The following is a 19,485-nucleotide window of genomic DNA, read 5'->3' as shown; positions in this document are numbered from 1 at the left end:
TTTAATACTTAAATTCAATAGTAGAAGCCAACCTATAATAATTAGGGTGGCTTTTTTTATTTTGAGGAGGAGCAGGTTTTGGAGAATACAATTTTTTCTTTAGTACCACCATTATTAGCAATTATTATGGTTTTAGTCACAAAAAGGGTTTTATTATCATTAGGAGCTGGGATTGTTTCCGCTGCATTACTTGTAGAGAGTTTTGCTCCTGTAGATTCTTTAACACTCTTATGGGAATCTTTTAAAACTTCTTTTTGGGATGAAGGGTTAAATACGCATAATATTTATATATTACTCTTTATATTGTTATTAGGCGTTGTGACAGCATTTGTTAGTTTGTCTGGTGGGAGTGAGGCATTTGCTGCATGGGCGGTTAAAAGAATTAAGACAAGACGGGGTTCAAAGCTACTTACTGTATTTTTAGGAATCATCATATTTGTAGATGATTATTTTAATGCACTAGCAGTTGGACAAATAGCAAGACCTATTACCGATTCACATAGAGTATCACGTGCAAAGCTGGCTTATTTTATCGATTCTACTTCTGCACCAGTTTGCGTGATATCACCAGTTTCCAGCTGGGGTGCTTTTTTAATTTCACAGCTAGGGGTTATTTTTACGACACACGCAATAACTGAGTATACACCCTTACAAGCATTTATGTTAATGGCGCCAATGAATTTTTATGTAATTGCAACTCTATCCATTGTATTTTTTATTGCATGGACAGACTTTGATATATTAGATATGAAAAAACATGAAAAAAGAGCGTTAGAAACAGGTCAACTATTCGATATGGAGAAAACAAATCCAGGGGATCTTCAAGGGGATTTCCCGGAAAATAATTATGGTAAAGTAATTGACCTAGTACTGCCTATCATTTCATTAGTTGTTGTAACACTATTAGCCATGTTTTGGACAGGCTACAACCTGTCTGGAAGAGAATTTAATCTACTGGTGATTTTTGAAAATATGAATGTTCCATTTTCTCTACTTATCGGAGGATTAACAGCAAGTACTTTATCTATATTATTGTATTTACGTCAGTTTAAAACAAATCCGGGTGCAAACATTAGCAACGTATGGAAAGCTCTAGTCACAGGTGTTAACTCTATGCTACCGGCAATCTTTATACTCGTATTTGCGTGGGCTTTGTCATTTTTAATCAATGAATTAGAAACAGGTGCGTTTTTAGCTAAATTGGTAACGGAAAACAATATCCCAGTTGGGGTCATTCCTTTCCTATTATTTGTCTTAACAGCGTTTATGGCATTTGCAACAGGTTCGTCATGGGGGTCTTTCGGGATTTTATTACCAATTGGAGCAAGTATTATAATGGCCATAGAACCCGAGTTATTATTACCAGTTCTTGCGGCTGTATTGGCTGGAGCAGTTTTTGGAGACCATTGCTCTCCTATCTCAGATACTACGATTATGTCAGCAACTGGAGCAGGGGTAAATGTAATTGACCACGTTACAACACAATTACCATACGCCATTATTAGCGCCGTAATTGCTGGAATTGGTTATTTAGTTTTAGGATTGACAGGGTCGGTAATGATTGGTTTTATATCAGTTGTAGTTATGATTATACTATTATTTACTGCTTGGAGAATTAGAGGTAAAAAAGCCAATTAATACATGTTACTTAGAAACCTCTCAATACTTATTTATACTAGGTAAATATAGATTCAGAAGGTTGTTTGAATTCTCATAATATGTTACATTGACAACAGTAAAGTTAGTTTATTTGGAATGGGGTCGAGAGTAGTGACATCGTGCAAACCAACAAAAACTGAGCATGAGCGCAAGCCTGATTGGTTAAAAATAAAATTAAATACAAATGAAGACTACAAGGGTCTAAAAAAATTAATGCGTGAAAATAATTTACATACAGTATGTGAAGAAGCGAGATGTCCAAATATCCATGAATGTTGGGGTTCGCGAAGAACAGCAACATTTATGATATTAGGAGCAGTTTGTACACGTGCATGTCGTTTTTGTGCAGTGAAAACTGGGCTACCAACTGAGCTAGATCTAGCAGAACCAGAACGTGTTGCAGATTCAGTAGTTATTATGAATTTAAAACATGTAGTTGTTACTGCGGTAGCTCGTGATGATTTAAAAGACGGTGGCTCGGAAGTATTTGCGGAAACAATACGTGCAATCCGCCGTAAAAATCCATTCACAACAATTGAAGTTTTACCTTCGGATATGGGTGGAATCGAGCAAAACATCCAAAATATTATGGATGCCAAACCGGATATTCTAAATCACAATATTGAAACCGTACGTCGTTTAACGCCGAGAGTTCGTGCAAGAGCAAAATATGACCGTTCGCTTGAATTACTTCGTCGTGCAAAAGAAATGCAACCAAGTATTCCAACTAAATCATCACTGATGTTAGGTTTAGGGGAAACGCATGAAGAAATTGTAGAAGTAATGGATGATTTACGTGCAAATAACGTGGACATCATGACAATTGGTCAGTATTTACAACCAACTAAAAAGCATTTACCTGTTCTAAAATATTACTCACCCGCTGAGTTTGGTGAGTTACGTAAGATTGCAATGAGTAAAGGATTCTCGCATTGTGAAGCTGGTCCTCTTGTAAGAAGTAGTTATCACGCAGATGAACAAGTGAATGCTGCTGCGAAACAAAGACAAGCACAAGGTGAAGAACTACTAGCTACTCAAAATATCTAATGGGTGGTGATTAAATGATAGTTGTGGAAGGTTTTACTTATGAAGTTTTAGAAGATTACCGAGATGCATTTAAAGAAGATGCTTTTTTGGATCGGTATAGCGAAATCTTAACGAAGTATGACTATATTATGGGTGACTGGGGATATGGACAGCTTCGTTTAAAAGGATTTTTCGAGGATCGTAACCATAAAGCAACTTTTGATACGAAAATAAGTACCATGAAAGATTATTTGTATGAGTATTGTAATTTTGGCTGTGCTTATTTTATTCTCAAAAAAACAGGAGTTGCCCCAAAAGTGGCTCCACTAGAAATTAATGAAAACCTTGAGCAAGATCATTCGTGATCATAGCTCAAGGTTTTTTTAGTTTAGCTCGAGTGACAAGTGTTTACCATTTGTTACTAATCTTAGCTGAGTAATTCTCTTAAGTAGTCTCTTAGTTCTTCTGCTTCTTCTTCTGTTCTATTATATACATGTTCGAGATAGCCTGGTTCCTCTAAATCGTCTGAACCTAAAATAGCTGCTCGACCATATTGAATATCCATAACAAGCACTTTCCCAAAAAAACGAGAGCTTTGTAAAATTGCTAAATCATATCGTTGAGAATCTCCTGTAAATCCAACAAATCTTGTTTTAGTATCTTCTACATCATCGTATAAAAAAAATCGTTCCACCCGGCAACACTCCTTCCTACCTATGAATTATGGTACTATAGAATAGAGGTATATATCAACTGAAGAAGAATTAGGAGGCTTTTCAATGTATTTTGTGGATCGAAAAAAAATTGCAATGACTTTAGCACATATGAAAGAATTGCTTGTCTTAATAGACCAAAAAACAGATTGGCATGCAGATGAAATATCAAAATTAGCGTTCGAACGAGTTGGCCAAAATATGATTGAATCGATTATTGATGTAGGGAATTCGATGATTGATGGTTTTATCATGAGGGATCCTGGTGGCTACGATGATATTATCGACATTTTAACTGATGAGAAAGTGATTACCCCTGAAATGGATGCTCCTATCAAAGAAGTGATCGAATTTCGAAAAGAACTTGTGCGTAGTTTTTATTCCGTTGATCATAAAAAATTAGAACATATACTTGTATCCAACTTAGTGTATTTAAAACAATTTCCTGAAAAGGTAGAAAGTTATTTGGTAAATGAACTTGGTCCAGTTTCTGCTTTTCTACCAGAGGATTCGAATGTTAAGTTATAAGGCTTACTGTCTAGACCTGGATGGAACGGTGTATAGAGGTAAAACGCCAATAAAAGAAGCAGTGGATTTTGTGCAGTATTTGCAAAGTAAAGGGGTGGAGCCTTTTTTTGTGACGAATAATTCATCCATGACCCAAAAACAACTGCAAGAAAAGCTAGCGAAAATGGATGTACATACGGATCAAGATCATATTATTTCTTCTTCGATTGCGGCAGCGAATTATATGGATGAATACTATCATGGGAAGTCAGTATTTATGATTGGAGAAAGTGGTTTACAAGATGCGCTTGATTCTAAACAAATAGTCATAACGGAAGATATTGGTGATGTGGTTATTATGGGGATTGATCGCGCCATTAATTACGAAAAGCTTGCAACTGCTTGTCTTTCGGTTCGTGCAGGAGCAACCTTTATTTCTACCAATAGTGATCATGCATTTCCAAACGAAAGAGGACTTGTTCCCGGAAATGGTGCTTTTACAAAGTTAGTAGAGCATTCCACTGGTGTAGAGCCAATATTTATGGGAAAACCTCAGCCGTACATGTTAGAGCTTATACAAAAGAAGTATGGATTTCAAAAAGAAGAAATGATTATGATTGGAGACAATTATCAAACAGATATATTGACAGGCATCCGTATGGGTATTCATACAGCACATGTGAATAGTGGTGTAAATCGTACAGAAGAAGTGCAATTGCAGAGAGAACAGCCAACGTATTTTCTACAATCGTTATTGGAGTGGACAAATTAAAAAGACTGCAGCAGCTATTGCTTGCAGTCTTTTTAAAATGACACTGTTATATTTTATTATTGTTTTTTAGCATGCAATTTTTGGTAGAATTCGTGCAGACTCCTGCGGGAATAAGAGACAGACGAGACCCCACAGGCGCAGCCGAGGAGGTCCTTAGGTTCGCCCGCGGAAAGTAAGCGAGTTCTACTATATAGATTAACAGGGCATTTAAAATAATGGATTTTCTTCAATATATGCATATATTTTAGCTACAAGATCAGCTGAAGATTCGCCTTCCACCACTTCGCCATTCACAATGGCGAATAAAGTTTCGGAGCACAAGGAACAATAGCTTAAACAGCCATATTCAAGTACATCTAAATTCGGATCTTGTTCTAAAATTTCAAAAGCTTCTTGAGAACCATTTGCAAGGTTGCTTATACAAAATTCAACCATAGGATTCATAGCTGTCACCTCACTACTTCGTCATGCTACTCTTTTTTTATCGAATCGTCAATAAAGAAGTTTTATTGTGAAATCCATCACAATCATTTATAATTTGAAATGACATTGAAAGAAAAGGGAGAATATTATGCGGAAATTAGTATTACTTGGTGGAGGATACGGTAATATGCGCGTGTTACTTCGTTTATTACCGAACAACTTGCCGGATGATGTAGAAATCACATTAGTAGACCGAACACCATTTCATAGCTTAAAAACAGAGTTTTATGCGTTAGCAGCAGGAACATCACCTGATAATGAGATTCGAGTAGCTTTTCCAGAGAGTACTAAACTAAAGATAACGTATGGTGAAATTGTAGAAATTGATGTAGAAACTAAGCAGGTTTTATTAGCAGACGGGCAAGCAGTTGCGTATGATGATCTAGTTATTGGACTTGGTTGTGAAGATAAGTACCATAACGTCCCTGGAGCAGATGAATTTACGTACAGCATTCAAACTATTGGGCGGTCACGTGACACGTATAATAAAGTTGGTGGATTATCAGCGGGATCTATAGTTGGCATTGTTGGTGCTGGACTAAGTGGGATTGAGCTAGCAAGTGAACTTCGTGAAAGTCGTCCAGATTTAAAAATTAAATTATTTGATCGAAGTCCACGCGTATTAAGAGATTTCCCAGAACGTTTAAGTAATTATGTGCAAAAATGGTTCGATACGAACAATGTAGAGGTAGTAAGTAACTCCAACATTACAAAAGTAGAACCGAACAAGTTATATAATCACGAAGAAGTTATTCCAGTAGATGTTGTCGTATGGACAGCTGGTATTCAACCAGCCGCACCAGTGCGTGCATTACCTGGAGAAAAGGATAATACAGGACGTGTTATCTTAACTCAATATCATGATCTACCTAATTTTGAAAACGTATTTGTCGTAGGTGATTGTGCTTCTCTACCATTTGCACCTAGTGCTCAATTAGCAGAAGAACAAGCGGAACAAATCGTAAAAGTTTTACAAGCACGCTGGAAAGACATGCCACTTCCAGAAAAAATGCCGGACATTAAATTAAAAGGTTTTATGGGATCTCTAGGAAAAAAACAAGGCTTTGCTTACTTGGCAGATATCTCCGTAACTGGCCGTATCGCAAGAATAATGAAATCCGGATTACTTTGGATGTATAAGAGACATAATGGGTAATAAAAAAACATTGAAATGTTGTTATATCAGCATTTTGATGTTTTTATTTTGGAAATAAAAAATAAAACACACAAAAAAACGAGCGTAGCTTATGCTTTGCTCGAATTTTAGCTCAGTTTGTACTCACATACCCATATTTCTCAAGTGCCGCATATACTGGTTTTAATTGAATATAACCTTCACCAATTACTTCCTCATTTATCATTACAAGTGGGTAGAAAAATTCATCTTCGGCAATACGATTGGCGATGTCTTGTTGTTTTTCATTCTCAATAGGTTTCTCGATATTTATATATGTGAATATAACTTGGTGATTTGGAAACTTTCGGTCGATTGCTGCTTGGAGCCATTCATATGTATCTTTAGAAGATGGTGCGTTCACGCAACTTGCGCATACTATGTCGGCACCGTATATTTCAATCGTTATTGCTTGTTGTATCATAATTGTTCGTCTCCTTTAGATTTCTTTATTGGATTTTTTTCTTCCTTCACATTATAATGATTATAGCGAAAGGAGTCGATAGATATGACTGATACATTAAATGAACAAGTTCAAGAAGTTTTAGATAAATTACGTCCATTTTTACTACGCGATGGGGGAGACTGTGAGCTTGTAGACATTGAAGACGGTATTGTAAAGCTACGCCTTCTAGGAGCATGCGGAAGCTGCCCAAGTTCAACGATTACATTAAAAGCAGGAATTGAACGCGCTCTACTAGAAGAAGTTCCAGGAATAATTGAAGTAGAACAAGTATTTTAATTAACTATATTAAAAAAGAAGCCTTATGGAGATAGGGCTTCTTTTTCTTTGTCTTCACGCATTTCTTGCCAGCGTTCTTTTGCCATTTCAATTATTTTCGGCTCAATCGATTTGTTTTGTTTTTCAATTACTTTGGAAAAATAGCGGGTTGCAATTTCATTTTCACCAATTCTTCTAGATAACTCTGCTATTAAATAAAGTATCCGTATTTCTGACATTTGCGTTCCACTATAATCATCACTTGAATAGGAATCTATGTATCGATCACGAGCAATTTTCATAAAGCGTTTTTCTTGCTCCTCTTCGTTTTCTATACGGTATAACCAAGCAGTACGTAAAGCTAAACCAGCAATATTAACATTTTTTTCTTTCTTTAAGGATCCACAATGGACTCCTAGTTTATATGCCATAATTCCTTCTTGTATAGATCTTTCATTCCCAAAAGAGTGCGGTACCCATTTAAATGCAACTTCCTGTTGAATTATTTCTTTTACTCCAGGCGCAAAGTATTTGGTGAAGTCCTCTGTGAATGAAAAGCCACAATGTTCACACACGAAAGTATTATAGAGAAGTGGATTCACTCCTTTGTTTTGATATATAGGTTGAAAGTCCGATTCATGGCTTTCTATTTTGACAAACCTAGAACGTACTTTTGTTGTTATAAACTTCTTTTTACAGTGCAAACATTCTATATCTTTTTGATAATATGGAGTTATTTCCAAAGTTGACCCTCTTTTCACTCAGTTACTTAATTAGTTCTATTATACTTGATTCGTTTATCGAAAGTGAAGTAATAGTTTGAGTAGTTTTCCTTGTATACATGGTGAAAATATTGATATGATAAATAAAAGGAAGGAATGGTGATTCAGATGACAGATGTAGTAGTTTTGTCTGAAGCGGCAGCTTACCGCGTTAAAGAAATGATGACGCACAACCGAGAAGAAGGCTCTTTACTTCGTGTATCTGTTAATGGTGGCGGGTGCAGCGGACTTTCTTACGGGATGGGTTTTGAAAAGGAAAAACAGGAAGATGATATAGAACTTCATCAACATGGTATTGATATTGTCGTTTCAAATGAAGATGCATCCATTTTAAGTGGAACTACAATTGATTATAAAGAGTCTTTAATGGGCGGAGGATTTACCATCGAAAATCCCAACGCTATCGCTTCATGTGGTTGTGGTTCTTCGTTTAGAACAGCGAAAAAAGAAGGCACACCCGAGAATTGCTAAAATAAACTAGGACATTTTCTTCTAAAAGAGAATGTTCTTTTTTACGCGGAGTTTTCAGTATATTCGAATGTTAATGATATCCTAATAATGTATTGAAATCATATGATAAAAGGGCTAATATAAGGAGTAAGAGATTTTTGTCGGATTATAGACAAAAAATGAAGAGCTTGATGATGAATCTTTTGTGTCGTTGTGCTTTTCTTAAAAATTATAAAAAGGTGGTTGCGATCTTCGTGAAAAGACCAACAATTCTAGTATTAGGTGCAGGATATGGTGGGTTATCTACTATAGTTAATCTTCAAAAAATAGTAGGCACCGATGAAGCAGATATAATTCTAGTGAATAAAAACGATTACCATTATGAATCTACATGGTTACATGAAGCTTCTGCTGGTACGTTACGCCCAGATCAAGTACGTTACGACGTAAAAGATGTCATTAATTCTAGCAAAGTAACGTTTGTAAAAGCGACTGTAGATGCAATTGACGTAAATACGAAAAAAATTGCAACAAGTGCTGGTGAGTATACTTATGACTACTTAGTCATTGGTTTAGGATTTGAAGGCGAAACTTTTGGAATTCCTGGTTTAGACAAGTATGCGTTATCGATTGCTAACGTAAATGCAGCTCGTCAAATTCGTGATCACATTGAATATCAATTTGCTACATGGTCAACAGAAGATGTACAAGACGATACTCGACTAACAATTGTTGTAGGCGGAGCTGGATTCTCTGGTATCGAATTTTTAGGTGAATTAGGTAATCGTGTTCCTGAACTTTGTAAGGAATATGATGTACCAAAAGAAAAAGTGCGCGTACTATGCGTCGAAGCTGCTCCAATGGTACTTCCAGGATTCGATCCTGAACTAGTAGAATATGCTGTAAGACAATTAGAGTCTAAAGGAATCGAATTCTCTATTGGTACACCAGTAGTAGAAGCTACTCCTGAAGGCGTTAAAATTAAAAAAGGCGAAGAAGAATTCGAATTCATCAAAGCTGGTACAGTTGTATGGGCTGCCGGAGTTCGAGGAAATCGCTTAATCGAATCATCAGGCATTGAAAACATGCGTGCGCGCGTAAAAGTTGAAAAAGATATGCGTGCTCCTGGATTCCCAGATGTATTTATCGTTGGGGACTGTGCACTTATGATCAATGAAGCTATCAACCGTCCATACCCTCCAACTGCACAAATTGCGATGCAACAAGCAGTAACTGTTGCAAAAAATATTGTTGCTCTAATGAAAGGGAATGAAACAGAAGAATTCGTTCCTGAATTAAAAGGAACAGTTTGTTCTCTAGGAGAACACGATGCGATTGGTGATGTAATGGGTAGAAAGATTACTGGAACTAAAGCATCTATCATGAAAAAAGTGATTGATAACCGTGCGCTTTACATGATTGGTGGAATTCCACTAGTTGTGAAAAAAGGTAAATTTAGTTTGTAATTTGAATAACAAAAAGCTCTCACTGTAAAAATTAGTGGGAGCTTTTTTTAAAGGGGATGTATTGCTTGGCAAGAGAAGATCGTGGAAATGTTTGGCTTGGGGTAGCTGGACTAGTGGAGAATTATAAAGGGGAATGGCTAGTAGTAAAGAAAAGATACGGAGGTCTTCACGGTCGTTGGTCTTTACCAGCAGGGTTTGTCAATAGAAACGAAACCGTCGATCAAGCCGTGCTTCGTGAAGTAAAAGAAGAAACGGGTGTATCTGCTACAGTACTCAAGATGATTGGCTTTCGAAGTGGGGTAATCCAAAATAAAACGAGTGATAACATGGCTATCTTTTTATTATCACCAATAGAGAAAGAACCGATTTTACAAGCACAACTATCGGAACTCTATGAAGTAATATGGGCACACCCATCAAAGCTAATAAAAGATAGTGACGCCTCAGTTATGCTTCATGAGCTAGCGAAGAAAACGATAGATGACGGATTTCAAACCATCGAAGGGATAAATCCGGGTGATGTATTTGGCTATACGAGTTATAAATTATTTATTAAATGAGTTAATTTAATAAATACTACCCTTTGTCATTAAAATACGAACATTTATTACTGTGTTGATTGAAGCGGCAGGCGGCGACTCCAGCGGGATGGGTGAAACAGATAAGACATCACAAACGGCGCATAGCTGCGGTGATGGCTTATCTGTCACATCGCGGAAAGAGTCCGCCTATAGCCGAAATCACCTATACTTTATTTCGCTCAAAATATATATTCTTTAGTATTGTTCGTGGGTTTTATGCAAATTGGAATGATGAAATTGATTCAAATAGTAGTAAAGAAAAACACAAATACAAGGTTTGTGTTTTTTATTTACAAATAAACATTTCCATGATATATTATCAGAATATTATAAAAAAACAAAAAGGAGGCGTTTTAATGCAAAAAACAACTAAAGAGGGCACAAAAAAATCCTGTCCATATTGTAAAGGAGAAGGTTACTTCCAGCTAAGGCTAGGTGGCTCAGAAACTTGTGGACGTTGCAATGGTTCTGGAAAAAAATAAAATTATTATGACAAAAAAGTGAAAACAGACAAGTAGATTGAATACTAACCTCCGTTAAGGTAAACTATTTAAAGATACTACGGAGGTAATAGATTATGGATTTTATGCTCGTACAAATGATACTTTCAGTTGTCATATTTTTTGTTATGTTTTTTGGAATCGCCTTCTTAATAAATATGTTACTTAGAATGACTTGGTTTATGGCAATTCTTTATCCGATTGTTGTCGTGTTTATAATTGATGAAGTTGGCTTTTTTGATTATCTAACAAAACCAAGTTCTGCTTTCCGGGCCCTTGGGGATAAAATAATTTCACTCCATGCAGCAGATATTATCATTTTATCTAGTGGATTGATCGGAGCAATTGCAGCAGGTTTTGTAATTAAATACTTAAGAAAAAATGGATATCAAATGTTTTAATTAGAAAAGGATGACTCTGTAATGGAGTCATCCTTTTTTCATACTATCGTTGTATAAATGATGATAGATATCAAGATTCCGGTTAGTGCACCCATAAAAACTTCAATTGGTTTATGACCGAGTAATGTCTTCAGCTCTTCCATCTTTTCCTCATTTTTTTTATGAGCCCACCCTTTCGTTTGTTCTATAAAAACTTGAAAGTCGGCACGCATTTGATTAATAATAATTGCTTGCTGTCCTGCTTGGAAACGAACGCCAGTTGCATCAAACATGACAATAACAGCAAATACTGTCGCAACTGCAAAGAGTGGTGAATCTAGTCCCGTTTCAAATGCAATAGCAGTACAAAGAGATGTTACAGCAGCAGAGTGAGAACTAGGCATTCCGCCAGTAGACGTGAATAACTTCCAATCTAATTTCTTTGTCATTAGAAAATGAATAGGAATCTTTACAAATTGTGCAAAGAAAATAGAAAATAGTGCAGCCATTAATGGAGTGTTTTGGAAGATTGCCAAAGTAGACACCGCCTTTCATCTAATACTTTAAGTAAGAATAGTATAACACATCATACAATTCGAAAAATTAATCTTCTTCCTATATAATAAGATTGTATCCGAATTTTAGGGGGAAAAATAATGATTATTAGTACAAATGCAGTTTTATTTGATGAAATCCAATCTGAAACACTTGTTGTTGGTGTTTCTAAACATCCTGAAAATACAACGAAATGGGAAGCTTTTTTAAGCTACTTTGGGGAGCATATTTTAGAGTGGGTTAAAAGTGGAGATATTTCCTCCGACCTGAAAAAAATTGTAAAAGTTCCCGTTGCAAATAAAGAAACGGTTAAAAGAATTTTGTTTGTAGGAATAGGTGACCGTAAACAATTAACACAAGAAAATATTCGAGAAGCATTTGGCCTAGTTGGGAAAGAACTTCTATCTAGTAAACCCGAATCTGTAGCAGTTTGGATTCCTTCTTTTACTTCTGATTCCACTGCTGATGCGGACGTAGCTTATTTAGCTGCGGAAGGCCTTGGAATGGGTTCTTTTACTTACGAGGGATATAAAACAACCTCTAATGTTCCGGACTATTACTTACCAGCTATTGAGCTTCTAACGGATGTAGATACAGAAGAAGTAGTGTCCTATTTTGAAGTTGGAAGTATTTATGCTGATGCTGTTAATGAAGCGAGAATATTAGTCAACACACCTGGTAATGTTTTAACTTCTACTCAATTAGGTGAGTATGCAAGAGAATTAGGAGAAACATATGAATTTGAAACAGAAATTCTAGGTAAAAAAGAAATAGAAGAATTAGGAATGGGTGCGCTTTTAGCTGTAAATCAAGGATCAGTAGAGGAGCCACGTCTAATCGTCTTAAAATATCAAGCGACTGAAGCGTGGGAAGATGTTATTGCCCTTGTCGGTAAAGGAATCACATTTGACACAGGTGGCTACTCCATTAAGACAAAAACAGGTATTGTAGGGATGAAAGGTGATATGGGAGGAGCAGCAGCTGTATTAGGTGCGATGCAAATTATTGGTGAGCTTCGTCCAAACAAAAATGTTATTGCAGTTATAGCTTCTACAGATAATATGATTTCCGGAAATGCATTCAAACCAGATGATGTGATCACATCTATGAGTGGGAAAACTATTGAAATATTAAATACAGATGCAGAAGGTCGTCTAGTTTTAGCCGACGCAGTTACATATGCAAAACAACAAGGAGCTAATTATATCGTGGATGTCGCTACCTTAACAGGTGGAGTTATTACAGCCCTAGGGTATGATAAAACAGGAGCTCTTACAAATGATGAGGAGTTTTTCGAAACATTTATGGAATCTTCTCTCGAAACAGGTGAATTTGTTTGGAGACTCCCATTAACGGAAAATGATAAAAAACGTATTCGTAAAAGTGATGTAGCGGATTTAAACAATTCTCCAGGTAGCGATGGTCATATGATTTTTGGTGGTGGATTTGTTGGTGAGTTCGTGGAAAATACGCCATGGATTCACTTAGATATTGCAGGTACTTCTGATACAAAATCTGCACATGATTTTGGCCCAAAAGGCGGTACTGGCGTAATGGTACGTACACTTGCAACGTTGGTTGAAAGAATGGCAGACGAAGAATAGGGAAAACGCACAACCTCCCTTTCCCTAGTAGCATACACTGAGGTGAAAGGAGGAGAAGCATGGTAAGATTTCAACGGGGTGGTTTTGGTGGTTTTAGAGGTCCCGGTTTTGGTTTTGGCTTTGGAAATTTTGGATTTCCATTTTTCGGAGGTTTCTTAGGGGGTCTATTAGGTTCTTCGTTAGGAGGTTACGGAGGGTATAGACAACCATATTATTCGTATCCACCTCCTTACTATTACCCGTATCCACCATATCCATATCCTTATTATTATGATGGTTATTATTAAAAAACAAAAGCTTTTGCAAGCGTAAATTAATGCGGCTTGCAAAAGCTTTCTTATTTTTCAAATTCTCTTTTTCTCTTAACGACTTCAGCGAGATCATCACGTACTGATTTATCCCACATTTTCACTCCAGAATAATATGCTGCTCGTCCCATCATATGTCCACCAACTGGTCCGGTGATAAATAAGAAGAGAATTCCTAGTAATATGCGAGAATTAAAATAACCTTCATTCAACCAAAAGTGAAAAAATACTCCTAGTAGGATGCTCATAACGCCTAGTGTTGCACTCTTGGAAGCAGCATGTGCTCTTGAATAGGCATCAGGAAGGCGAATTAATCCAATAGCAGTGACAAGAATAAATATTGTTCCAAAAGAAATAGTAGCAATGATAAGTAAATTAGCTATTACGGTCACGTTGAATGATTTCTCCCTTCTCCGTGAATTTAGAAAAAGCAACAGTACCTATGAATGAAAGAATTGCTAATAATAGAATGACCTCTAAGAAAAATCCAGTATCAAACAAAATGGAAATAAGGCCAATTAATGAAATTAAACCCACTCCAATTGCATCTAATGCAATTACACGATCCGGAGTAGAAGGGCCTATCACTAGACGATACACAAAGCCGAGGAGGGATATACTAATTAAAACGACGATTACCCATAGAAAGGCTGTCATGATCTACTCACCTCCAAAATTGCTTTTTCAAATGTGTTCTTTATAGAATCAATTGCTTCATCCACATCGTCAAATTCAATCGCGTGGATATATAGTGTTTTATTGTCATCGGATATATCTATTACTATTGTTCCTGGCGTTAAGGTAATCAAACTAGATAGGAGTGTTATTTCCCAGTCTTGTTCGAGTACAGTAGGCATTGCGAATATCGCCGGACGAATAGGCATATCTGGTTTAATAATAAGCTTTAACACAGAAATATTTGATAAGGTTAATTCTTTTAAGAATAACATAATTAACTTTATAACAGCCCAAACACGTCCCATATAGAATCGTGAATTAAAAGATTTACGAAGCATGAAAAGCATAAGTATCCCAATTAAATAACCAATAATAAATGTTGTTGGTTTAAAAGAGACGGATAAGAACATCCATGTTAGCGCAATAAATACATTTAATAAAATCTGAAAAGCCATTATTTCACCCCTCTAAATACAGCATCTACATAAACAGAAGGATCGAGCAGCACAGTAGTTGCATCCGTCATAAATGGAACTAAGTATTCTGCTCCAATTCCGAATAGGACTGTAAGACCAACCAACGTAATCGTTGGAGCTAATAAATGACGATACTTTTTCGCGTTAATAAGGTGTTCTCCTTTTTCCTCACCCCAAAATGCATAGATGAAAATGCGGATGGCAGAGAGTAGAACGATGAGACTGGAAGCTAAGATAAAAATACTTTGCCACAAAAGCTCGTCCTCAAAACCACCTTGCACAATGAGTAACTTTCCTACAAATCCACTAAGCGGAGGAATTCCTGCGAGACCAAATGCTGCGATTAAATAGCTCCACGCAAGAACCGGATAACGCTTCATAAGCCCTCCCATTTTACGTAAATCGGATGTACCTGTAATGCTAATAATAATGCCGATTAATAAAAACAAAGCCCCTTTAATGAGAATATCATGAATTAAATAAAAAACAGAACCCATCATTCCATTTTCATTCATAATGGATGCTCCAAACAAGATTACTCCAACTGCTATAACAATATTATAAATAATAATTTGCTTCACATCGAAGTATGCAAGAGCCCCAATAGATCCTACGATAATCGTTAGAATAGAGACAATCATCAAAAGCTCATGTGTAAATCCGGTATCTGTTGTGAAGAACAATGTGTATGTACGCATAATGGCATACACACCGACCTTTGTTAGCAGTGAACCAAATAACGCAAGTACTGGAACAGGAGGAGCAGCATATGATCCTGGTAACCAGAAAAATAGAGGGAAAATACCTCCTTTAATTCCAAAGACAATCAAGAACAATACAGCTATAACGGTTACAATTCCGGATGGACCGATTTCTGCTATCTTCACCGAAATATCAGCCATATTTAGCGTTCCAACTACGGAATATAAATACCCTACCGTAATAACAAACAAAGAAGAAGAAACAATATTGACAAGTATGTATTTAATCGACTCTTTTAACTGAACTTTTTCTCCCCCTAATACAATGAGTACATAAGAGGACATTAATAACACTTCAAAGAAAACGAACATATTGAATATATCGCCTGTTGTAAATGCTCCATTTACCCCTGTTAACATGAACATAATGGCTGGGTAATAAAATGTCTTTTCTCTTGCTTCTCCAATTGAAGTAAAGCTATACCATACAACAAATAAAGCAATAACTAGAGAGGAAGTGACAAGTAGTGCTGAAATCATATCCGACACCATCGTAATTCCAAAAGGAGGTGCCCAGCTACCTAACGTGAGTGTTTGAACGCCATCCGTTTTTACTTTTAGAAGTAAAACAATTGCAGAGAATAATGCAAATAGTAAACCAATAATTGTAACTACTCGTTGAGCCATCACTTTTTTCGGGAAAAATAACAATATCGCTGCAAATAGGAAAGGGATGAGAACCGGAAATAATAATAAATTAATCATTGTCTTCAGTTCCTTTCATTAATTCCATATTGTCCGTACCAACTTCTTTATAAGTACGATAAGCTAGTACAAGGGAAAAAGCTGTAACACCGAAACTTATTACGATTGCAGTTAAAATCAGCGCTTGTGGTAAAGGGTCTACGTAATCTGTAACGCCTTCTGCTAAAACAGGAGCAGATTCCCCGCCTAAACCGCCCATCGTTAATAAAAGCAAATGAGTTCCGTGACTTAATAAACCCGTTCCAATAATGATGCGAAGCAAGCTTCTCGAAAGAATTAAATAGACTGCAGCCATGAATAGAAAGCCGATTAAAATGGACATCAAGATTTCCATTATTCATCTCCCCCTATCATTTGAATAATCGTCATCGTTACCCCGACAACTACTAAGTAAACACCCGTATCAAAAAACATTGCTGTATGAATAGAGGTTTTACCAAGTAAAGGTAAGTAAAAATAATCGTAGACATGCGTAAAAAATGGAACATTAAAGAATATAGAACCGGCGGCTGTTGCAAGAGATATTAACAAGCCTACTGCTGTAACAACCGTATAATTTATAGGCAACATTTCTTGCACCGTTTTTAAATCGAATGCAAGCATTAATAAAACAATGGCACTCGACATTAATAATCCACCAACAAATCCTCCACCTGGCGTGTAATGACCTGCAAAAAAGATATGAATGGAGAATAGAAAAATGATGAAAAAGACTACTTTGGTGGTCGTTTGAATAATTAAATCATTTGTTTTCAATTTTTCTATCTCCTTTCTTTTTTGTTAGACGAAGCGTTATCATTCCAATAATACCAAGCGAAGCAATCGTTAAAACACTAATTTCAAACAATGTATCAAAGCCACGATAATCTACTAAAATGACATTTACGATATTTCCTCCACCAGCTTCCGTGTACACAGTTTCCTTGTAATACTTAGAAATCGAAGGAATAAGTTTTTGAGAGTGCGAGGAAATAGCTATTAACGTAACCATTACACCTACTCCAAGCGCAATAAGGAAGTTTCCTAACCGGAAACCGCGATCTTCTTTTCCTTTTTCATGTTTGTTCATTTTGGGAAGGTGGTAAAATGCACCTAAAAACAACGCGACCGAGACGGTTTCAATTACTAATTGAGTTAACGCAAGGTCAGGTGCTTTGAAGATAATGTAGAATAATGCCACCGTATATCCAACTGCTCCAAGTGCGATAATTGCAGTTAATCTTGATTTTGTAACTAAAATCGTAATAGTAGCTACTATTAAGATAAAAGAAATGAGTAGTTCAAAGAAACGAATCGGTGCTAAGTTGTCTGTGTTTAGAACAAATGCGTCTTTAAACCACATTGTACTTCCAAGTAATACAATAATCGCTGCAAACATGTATATTAGATAAGATCGAATAGATCCTGTCATATAAATAGATGAAAAACGATTTGCTCCACTATCTGCTAGTCCCATTAGTCCATCGTATATACGATTTAGTGAAATCTTTGACGGTACTTTTTCATAAGCGGGAGCCCATCTTGTAAGTGTTTTAAATAATATAAAACCAACTAAAAATACACCAAGTGTCATATATAAAGCAGGGGAGTCAAAACCATGCCAAGCTTTGATTGTGAATCCGACATCTGCAGGAACTTGATATGCTTCGGGTTGAATAGCTGCTACAGCTGGTTTAATAAACATGTTACCGAAGAAATTTGGAACAAAGAAGATTACAACTACTAGTGTAGCTAGAATACCAGGTGAAGCAAGCATACCAATTGGTGCTTCATGCGCTTTCTTCGGTAATTGTTCCGGTTTATGTTTCCCACGGAATGTATGGAAAACAAAATACAAGCTATAGACAAATGTAAATACACTTGCAATCCAAGCAACGATTGGGAATAAAACGCTCCATGTATCCATTGCATAAAGATCGAAATGTTGTAGAGCTAAAGTAGAGTCTAAAAACATCTCTTTACTTAAGAATCCATTAAACGGAGGAACTCCTGCCATCGATAAACTACCAATAAGCGCAATTGTAAAGCTTACTGGCATTAAACTCATAAGTCCTCCGAGTTTCCGGATATCTCTCGTTCCGGTTTCATGATCAACAATACCTGCAATCATGAACAAACTTCCTTTAAAAGTAGCATGGTTCATGAGATGGAAAATGGCAGCAAATGTTGCAAATGTATACGTGGTAACTAAATCACCTGTTACATGATAAGCAATAGAACCAATTCCAAGTAAAGACATGATTAAACCAAGCTGACTAACAGTAGAAAAAGCTAGAATTGCTTTTAAGTCTGTTTGTTTCACGGCAAAAAATGATCCCCAGAATAATGTGAGCATACCAATGCCAGTTACGAGCCACACCCAAACTTCAGAAATTGCAAAAATAGGGGTAAATCTTGCTACTAGATACAAACCAGCTTTAACCATTGTTGCAGAGTGTAAGTAAGCACTAACTGGTGTAGGGGCCTCCATTGCATCTGGTAACCAAATATAAAATGGGAACTGTGCTGACTTCGTAAATGCTCCGAGTAGTACTAATACAAGCGCCCAAACAAAAAGGTCTTGTCCAGCAAGTTCTGGAGCCTGCGCAATCAATTCACGTATGGAGAAACTGCCTCCAATAATACTAAGGATTAAAAATCCTCCGAGCATCATTAGTCCACCGAATACCGTAATCATCATGGACTTTAACGCACCAAATCGAGAACGATCACGAGTGTACCAATATCCGATTAAAAGGAAAGAGGAAATAGATGTAAGTTCCCAAAAGAAATACAGGCTGATTAAATGATCCGATTGGACAACCCCAAGCATCGCACTCATAAACATTAATAAGTACAGGTAAAAGTTCCCTAATTTCTCTTTTTTCTTATCCAGATAAAAGATGGAGTAAAGTACAACTAGTGCCCCGATTCCAGTTATCAACAAAGAAAACAGTAAGCTTAAACCATCTATGTAAGAGATAATGGATATTCCGAGTGATGGAATCCAGGGCATTTCGTTTGTATAAGTTGTTCCATCCATAACAGAAGGTATGTAAGTCCCATAAAAAACAACAAGTGCAACTGGAACTATTAAGACGAACCAGCCTGTGTGGATGTTAACAGCTTTTTTAAATAGAAATGGGATAAATATTGCTACAATAATTGGTAAGAATATTCCAAAAACTAATAACAAAAGAATCCT

Annotated in this window: 26 protein-coding genes; 14 read left to right on the top strand and 12 right to left on the bottom strand. The window is 36.5% G+C overall.

The genetic code is table 11. The annotated features are described in order from the left end of the window. Window positions 1-78 precede the first annotated feature (78 nt). The 3 genes from MHH81_RS15050 (at window position 79) to MHH81_RS15040 (ending at window position 3,050) form a co-directional block, all read left to right on the top strand. Window positions 79-1,638, top strand: coding sequence for a Na+/H+ antiporter NhaC family protein (locus MHH81_RS15050; protein ID WP_340922591.1), 1,560 nt, complete (start codon window positions 79-81; stop codon window positions 1,636-1,638). Window positions 1,639-1,770: 132 nt separating this feature from the next. Beyond that, window positions 1,771-2,706 (top strand): lipoyl synthase, encoded by a 936-nt coding sequence (gene lipA / locus MHH81_RS15045; RefSeq protein WP_340922588.1) that lies wholly within the window; start codon window positions 1,771-1,773, stop codon window positions 2,704-2,706. Between the two features lie 14 nt (window positions 2,707-2,720). After that, complete coding sequence (locus MHH81_RS15040) at window positions 2,721-3,050, top strand: YutD family protein (protein ID WP_340922585.1); 330 nt, start codon at window positions 2,721-2,723, stop codon at window positions 3,048-3,050. A 62-nt stretch (window positions 3,051-3,112) separates the two neighbouring features. Here MHH81_RS15040 and MHH81_RS15035 read toward each other — a convergent pair whose 3' ends face one another. Then, window positions 3,113-3,379 (bottom strand): DUF3055 domain-containing protein, encoded by a 267-nt coding sequence (locus MHH81_RS15035; RefSeq protein ID WP_340922582.1) that lies wholly within the window; start codon window positions 3,377-3,379, stop codon window positions 3,113-3,115. An 85-nt stretch (window positions 3,380-3,464) separates the two neighbouring features. On the opposite strand from MHH81_RS15035, the gene MHH81_RS15030 reads away from it, so the two are divergent. Then, the gene (locus MHH81_RS15030; protein ID WP_340922581.1) at window positions 3,465-3,926 is read left to right on the top strand and encodes a DUF86 domain-containing protein; all 462 of its coding nucleotides are present in this window, start codon (window positions 3,465-3,467) and stop codon (window positions 3,924-3,926) included. Beyond that, window positions 3,913-4,677 carry a TIGR01457 family HAD-type hydrolase gene (locus MHH81_RS15025; protein ID WP_340922578.1) on the top strand — a complete coding sequence of 255 codons (765 nt, stop codon included), beginning with the start codon at window positions 3,913-3,915 and terminating at the stop codon, window positions 4,675-4,677. The genes MHH81_RS15030 and MHH81_RS15025 overlap by 14 nt, the downstream gene beginning before the upstream one ends. A gap of 207 nt (window positions 4,678-4,884) precedes the next feature. Here the strand turns inward: MHH81_RS15025 and MHH81_RS15020 are convergent, their stop codons facing one another. Further along, window positions 4,885-5,121 carry a YuzB family protein gene (locus MHH81_RS15020; RefSeq protein ID WP_340922576.1) on the bottom strand — a complete coding sequence of 79 codons (237 nt, stop codon included), beginning with the start codon at window positions 5,119-5,121 and terminating at the stop codon, window positions 4,885-4,887. A 127-nt stretch (window positions 5,122-5,248) separates the two neighbouring features. Between MHH81_RS15020 and MHH81_RS15015 the strand changes: the two genes are divergently transcribed. Then, window positions 5,249-6,316 carry an NAD(P)/FAD-dependent oxidoreductase gene (locus tag MHH81_RS15015; RefSeq protein ID WP_340922574.1) on the top strand — a complete coding sequence of 356 codons (1,068 nt, stop codon included), beginning with the start codon at window positions 5,249-5,251 and terminating at the stop codon, window positions 6,314-6,316. A 112-nt stretch (window positions 6,317-6,428) separates the two neighbouring features. Here MHH81_RS15015 and MHH81_RS15010 read toward each other — a convergent pair whose 3' ends face one another. Next, window positions 6,429-6,758 carry a YuzD family protein gene (locus MHH81_RS15010; protein ID WP_340922572.1) on the bottom strand — a complete coding sequence of 110 codons (330 nt, stop codon included), beginning with the start codon at window positions 6,756-6,758 and terminating at the stop codon, window positions 6,429-6,431. A gap of 84 nt (window positions 6,759-6,842) precedes the next feature. Here MHH81_RS15010 and MHH81_RS15005 point away from each other — a divergent pair, with 84 nt between their 5' ends. Then, the gene (locus MHH81_RS15005; RefSeq protein ID WP_340922570.1) at window positions 6,843-7,076 is read left to right on the top strand and encodes a NifU family protein; all 234 of its coding nucleotides are present in this window, start codon (window positions 6,843-6,845) and stop codon (window positions 7,074-7,076) included. A 23-nt stretch (window positions 7,077-7,099) separates the two neighbouring features. On the opposite strand, the gene MHH81_RS15000 is transcribed toward MHH81_RS15005, so the two are convergent. Beyond that, window positions 7,100-7,798 carry a DUF2225 domain-containing protein gene (locus MHH81_RS15000; protein WP_340922569.1) on the bottom strand — a complete coding sequence of 233 codons (699 nt, stop codon included), beginning with the start codon at window positions 7,796-7,798 and terminating at the stop codon, window positions 7,100-7,102. Window positions 7,799-7,945: 147 nt separating this feature from the next. On the opposite strand from MHH81_RS15000, the gene MHH81_RS14995 reads away from it, so the two are divergent. The 5 genes from MHH81_RS14995 (at window position 7,946) to MHH81_RS14975 (ending at window position 11,235) form a co-directional block, all read left to right on the top strand. After that, on the top strand, window positions 7,946-8,308 hold the full coding sequence (locus MHH81_RS14995) for a HesB/IscA family protein (RefSeq protein WP_340925268.1): 363 nt from the start codon (window positions 7,946-7,948) through the stop codon (window positions 8,306-8,308). 233 nt (window positions 8,309-8,541) lie between these two features. Beyond that, complete coding sequence (locus tag MHH81_RS14990; RefSeq protein WP_340922567.1) at window positions 8,542-9,753, top strand: NAD(P)/FAD-dependent oxidoreductase; 1,212 nt, start codon at window positions 8,542-8,544, stop codon at window positions 9,751-9,753. Window positions 9,754-9,818: 65 nt separating this feature from the next. After that, the gene (locus tag MHH81_RS14985; RefSeq protein WP_445678097.1) at window positions 9,819-10,313 is read left to right on the top strand and encodes an NUDIX domain-containing protein; all 495 of its coding nucleotides are present in this window, start codon (window positions 9,819-9,821) and stop codon (window positions 10,311-10,313) included. Between the two features lie 92 nt (window positions 10,314-10,405). After that, window positions 10,406-10,816: a YuiA family protein gene (locus tag MHH81_RS14980; protein ID WP_340922563.1), complete on the top strand. Its 411-nt coding sequence runs from the start codon at window positions 10,406-10,408 to the stop codon at window positions 10,814-10,816. Between the two features lie 95 nt (window positions 10,817-10,911). Next, window positions 10,912-11,235, top strand: a complete 324-nt coding sequence (locus MHH81_RS14975; protein WP_340922561.1) for a YuiB family protein — start codon at window positions 10,912-10,914, stop codon at window positions 11,233-11,235. A gap of 38 nt (window positions 11,236-11,273) precedes the next feature. Here the strand turns inward: MHH81_RS14975 and MHH81_RS14970 are convergent, their stop codons facing one another. Then, complete coding sequence (locus MHH81_RS14970) at window positions 11,274-11,750, bottom strand: divergent PAP2 family protein (protein WP_340922559.1); 477 nt, start codon at window positions 11,748-11,750, stop codon at window positions 11,274-11,276. Between the two features lie 120 nt (window positions 11,751-11,870). On the opposite strand from MHH81_RS14970, the gene MHH81_RS14965 reads away from it, so the two are divergent. Both MHH81_RS14965 and MHH81_RS14960 read left to right on the top strand, forming a co-directional pair. Beyond that, complete coding sequence (locus tag MHH81_RS14965; protein WP_340922558.1) at window positions 11,871-13,373, top strand: leucyl aminopeptidase; 1,503 nt, start codon at window positions 11,871-11,873, stop codon at window positions 13,371-13,373. 59 nt (window positions 13,374-13,432) lie between these two features. Further along, window positions 13,433-13,660 carry a hypothetical protein gene (locus MHH81_RS14960; protein ID WP_340922556.1) on the top strand — a complete coding sequence of 76 codons (228 nt, stop codon included), beginning with the start codon at window positions 13,433-13,435 and terminating at the stop codon, window positions 13,658-13,660. Between the two features lie 50 nt (window positions 13,661-13,710). Here MHH81_RS14960 and mnhG read toward each other — a convergent pair whose 3' ends face one another. Genes mnhG through MHH81_RS14925 form a run of 7 tightly spaced genes read right to left on the bottom strand, consistent with a single transcriptional unit; the run spans window position 13,711 to window position 19,476 of the window. Further along, on the bottom strand, window positions 13,711-14,073 hold the full coding sequence (mnhG, locus tag MHH81_RS14955; RefSeq protein ID WP_340922554.1) for a monovalent cation/H(+) antiporter subunit G: 363 nt from the start codon (window positions 14,071-14,073) through the stop codon (window positions 13,711-13,713). Further along, entirely contained in the window at window positions 14,057-14,338 is a 282-nt protein-coding gene (locus MHH81_RS14950) for a Na(+)/H(+) antiporter subunit F1 (RefSeq protein ID WP_340922552.1), read from the bottom strand. Before MHH81_RS14950 ends, mnhG begins: the two co-directional genes overlap by 17 nt. Further along, entirely contained in the window at window positions 14,335-14,814 is a 480-nt protein-coding gene (locus MHH81_RS14945; protein WP_340922549.1) for a Na+/H+ antiporter subunit E, read from the bottom strand. The genes MHH81_RS14950 and MHH81_RS14945 overlap by 4 nt, the downstream gene beginning before the upstream one ends. Continuing rightward, complete coding sequence (locus tag MHH81_RS14940; protein ID WP_445678143.1) at window positions 14,814-16,247, bottom strand: Na+/H+ antiporter subunit D; 1,434 nt, start codon at window positions 16,245-16,247, stop codon at window positions 14,814-14,816. Before MHH81_RS14940 ends, MHH81_RS14945 begins: the two co-directional genes overlap by 1 nt. A gap of 46 nt (window positions 16,248-16,293) precedes the next feature. Continuing rightward, complete coding sequence (locus MHH81_RS14935) at window positions 16,294-16,635, bottom strand: Na(+)/H(+) antiporter subunit C (RefSeq protein ID WP_340922545.1); 342 nt, start codon at window positions 16,633-16,635, stop codon at window positions 16,294-16,296. Next, window positions 16,635-17,057, bottom strand: coding sequence for a Na(+)/H(+) antiporter subunit B (locus MHH81_RS14930; protein WP_340922543.1), 423 nt, complete (start codon window positions 17,055-17,057; stop codon window positions 16,635-16,637). Before MHH81_RS14930 ends, MHH81_RS14935 begins: the two co-directional genes overlap by 1 nt. Further along, window positions 17,044-19,476: a Na+/H+ antiporter subunit A gene (locus tag MHH81_RS14925; protein WP_340922541.1), complete on the bottom strand. Its 2,433-nt coding sequence runs from the start codon at window positions 19,474-19,476 to the stop codon at window positions 17,044-17,046. The genes MHH81_RS14930 and MHH81_RS14925 overlap by 14 nt, the downstream gene beginning before the upstream one ends. Window positions 19,477-19,485 lie beyond the last annotated feature (9 nt).

Origin of the sequence: Psychrobacillus sp. FSL H8-0484 (genome assembly GCF_038005325.1) — a bacterium.
Lineage (GTDB): Bacteria > Bacillota > Bacilli > Bacillales_A > Planococcaceae > Psychrobacillus.
This window is presented reverse-complemented; position numbering and strand designations above follow the sequence as displayed.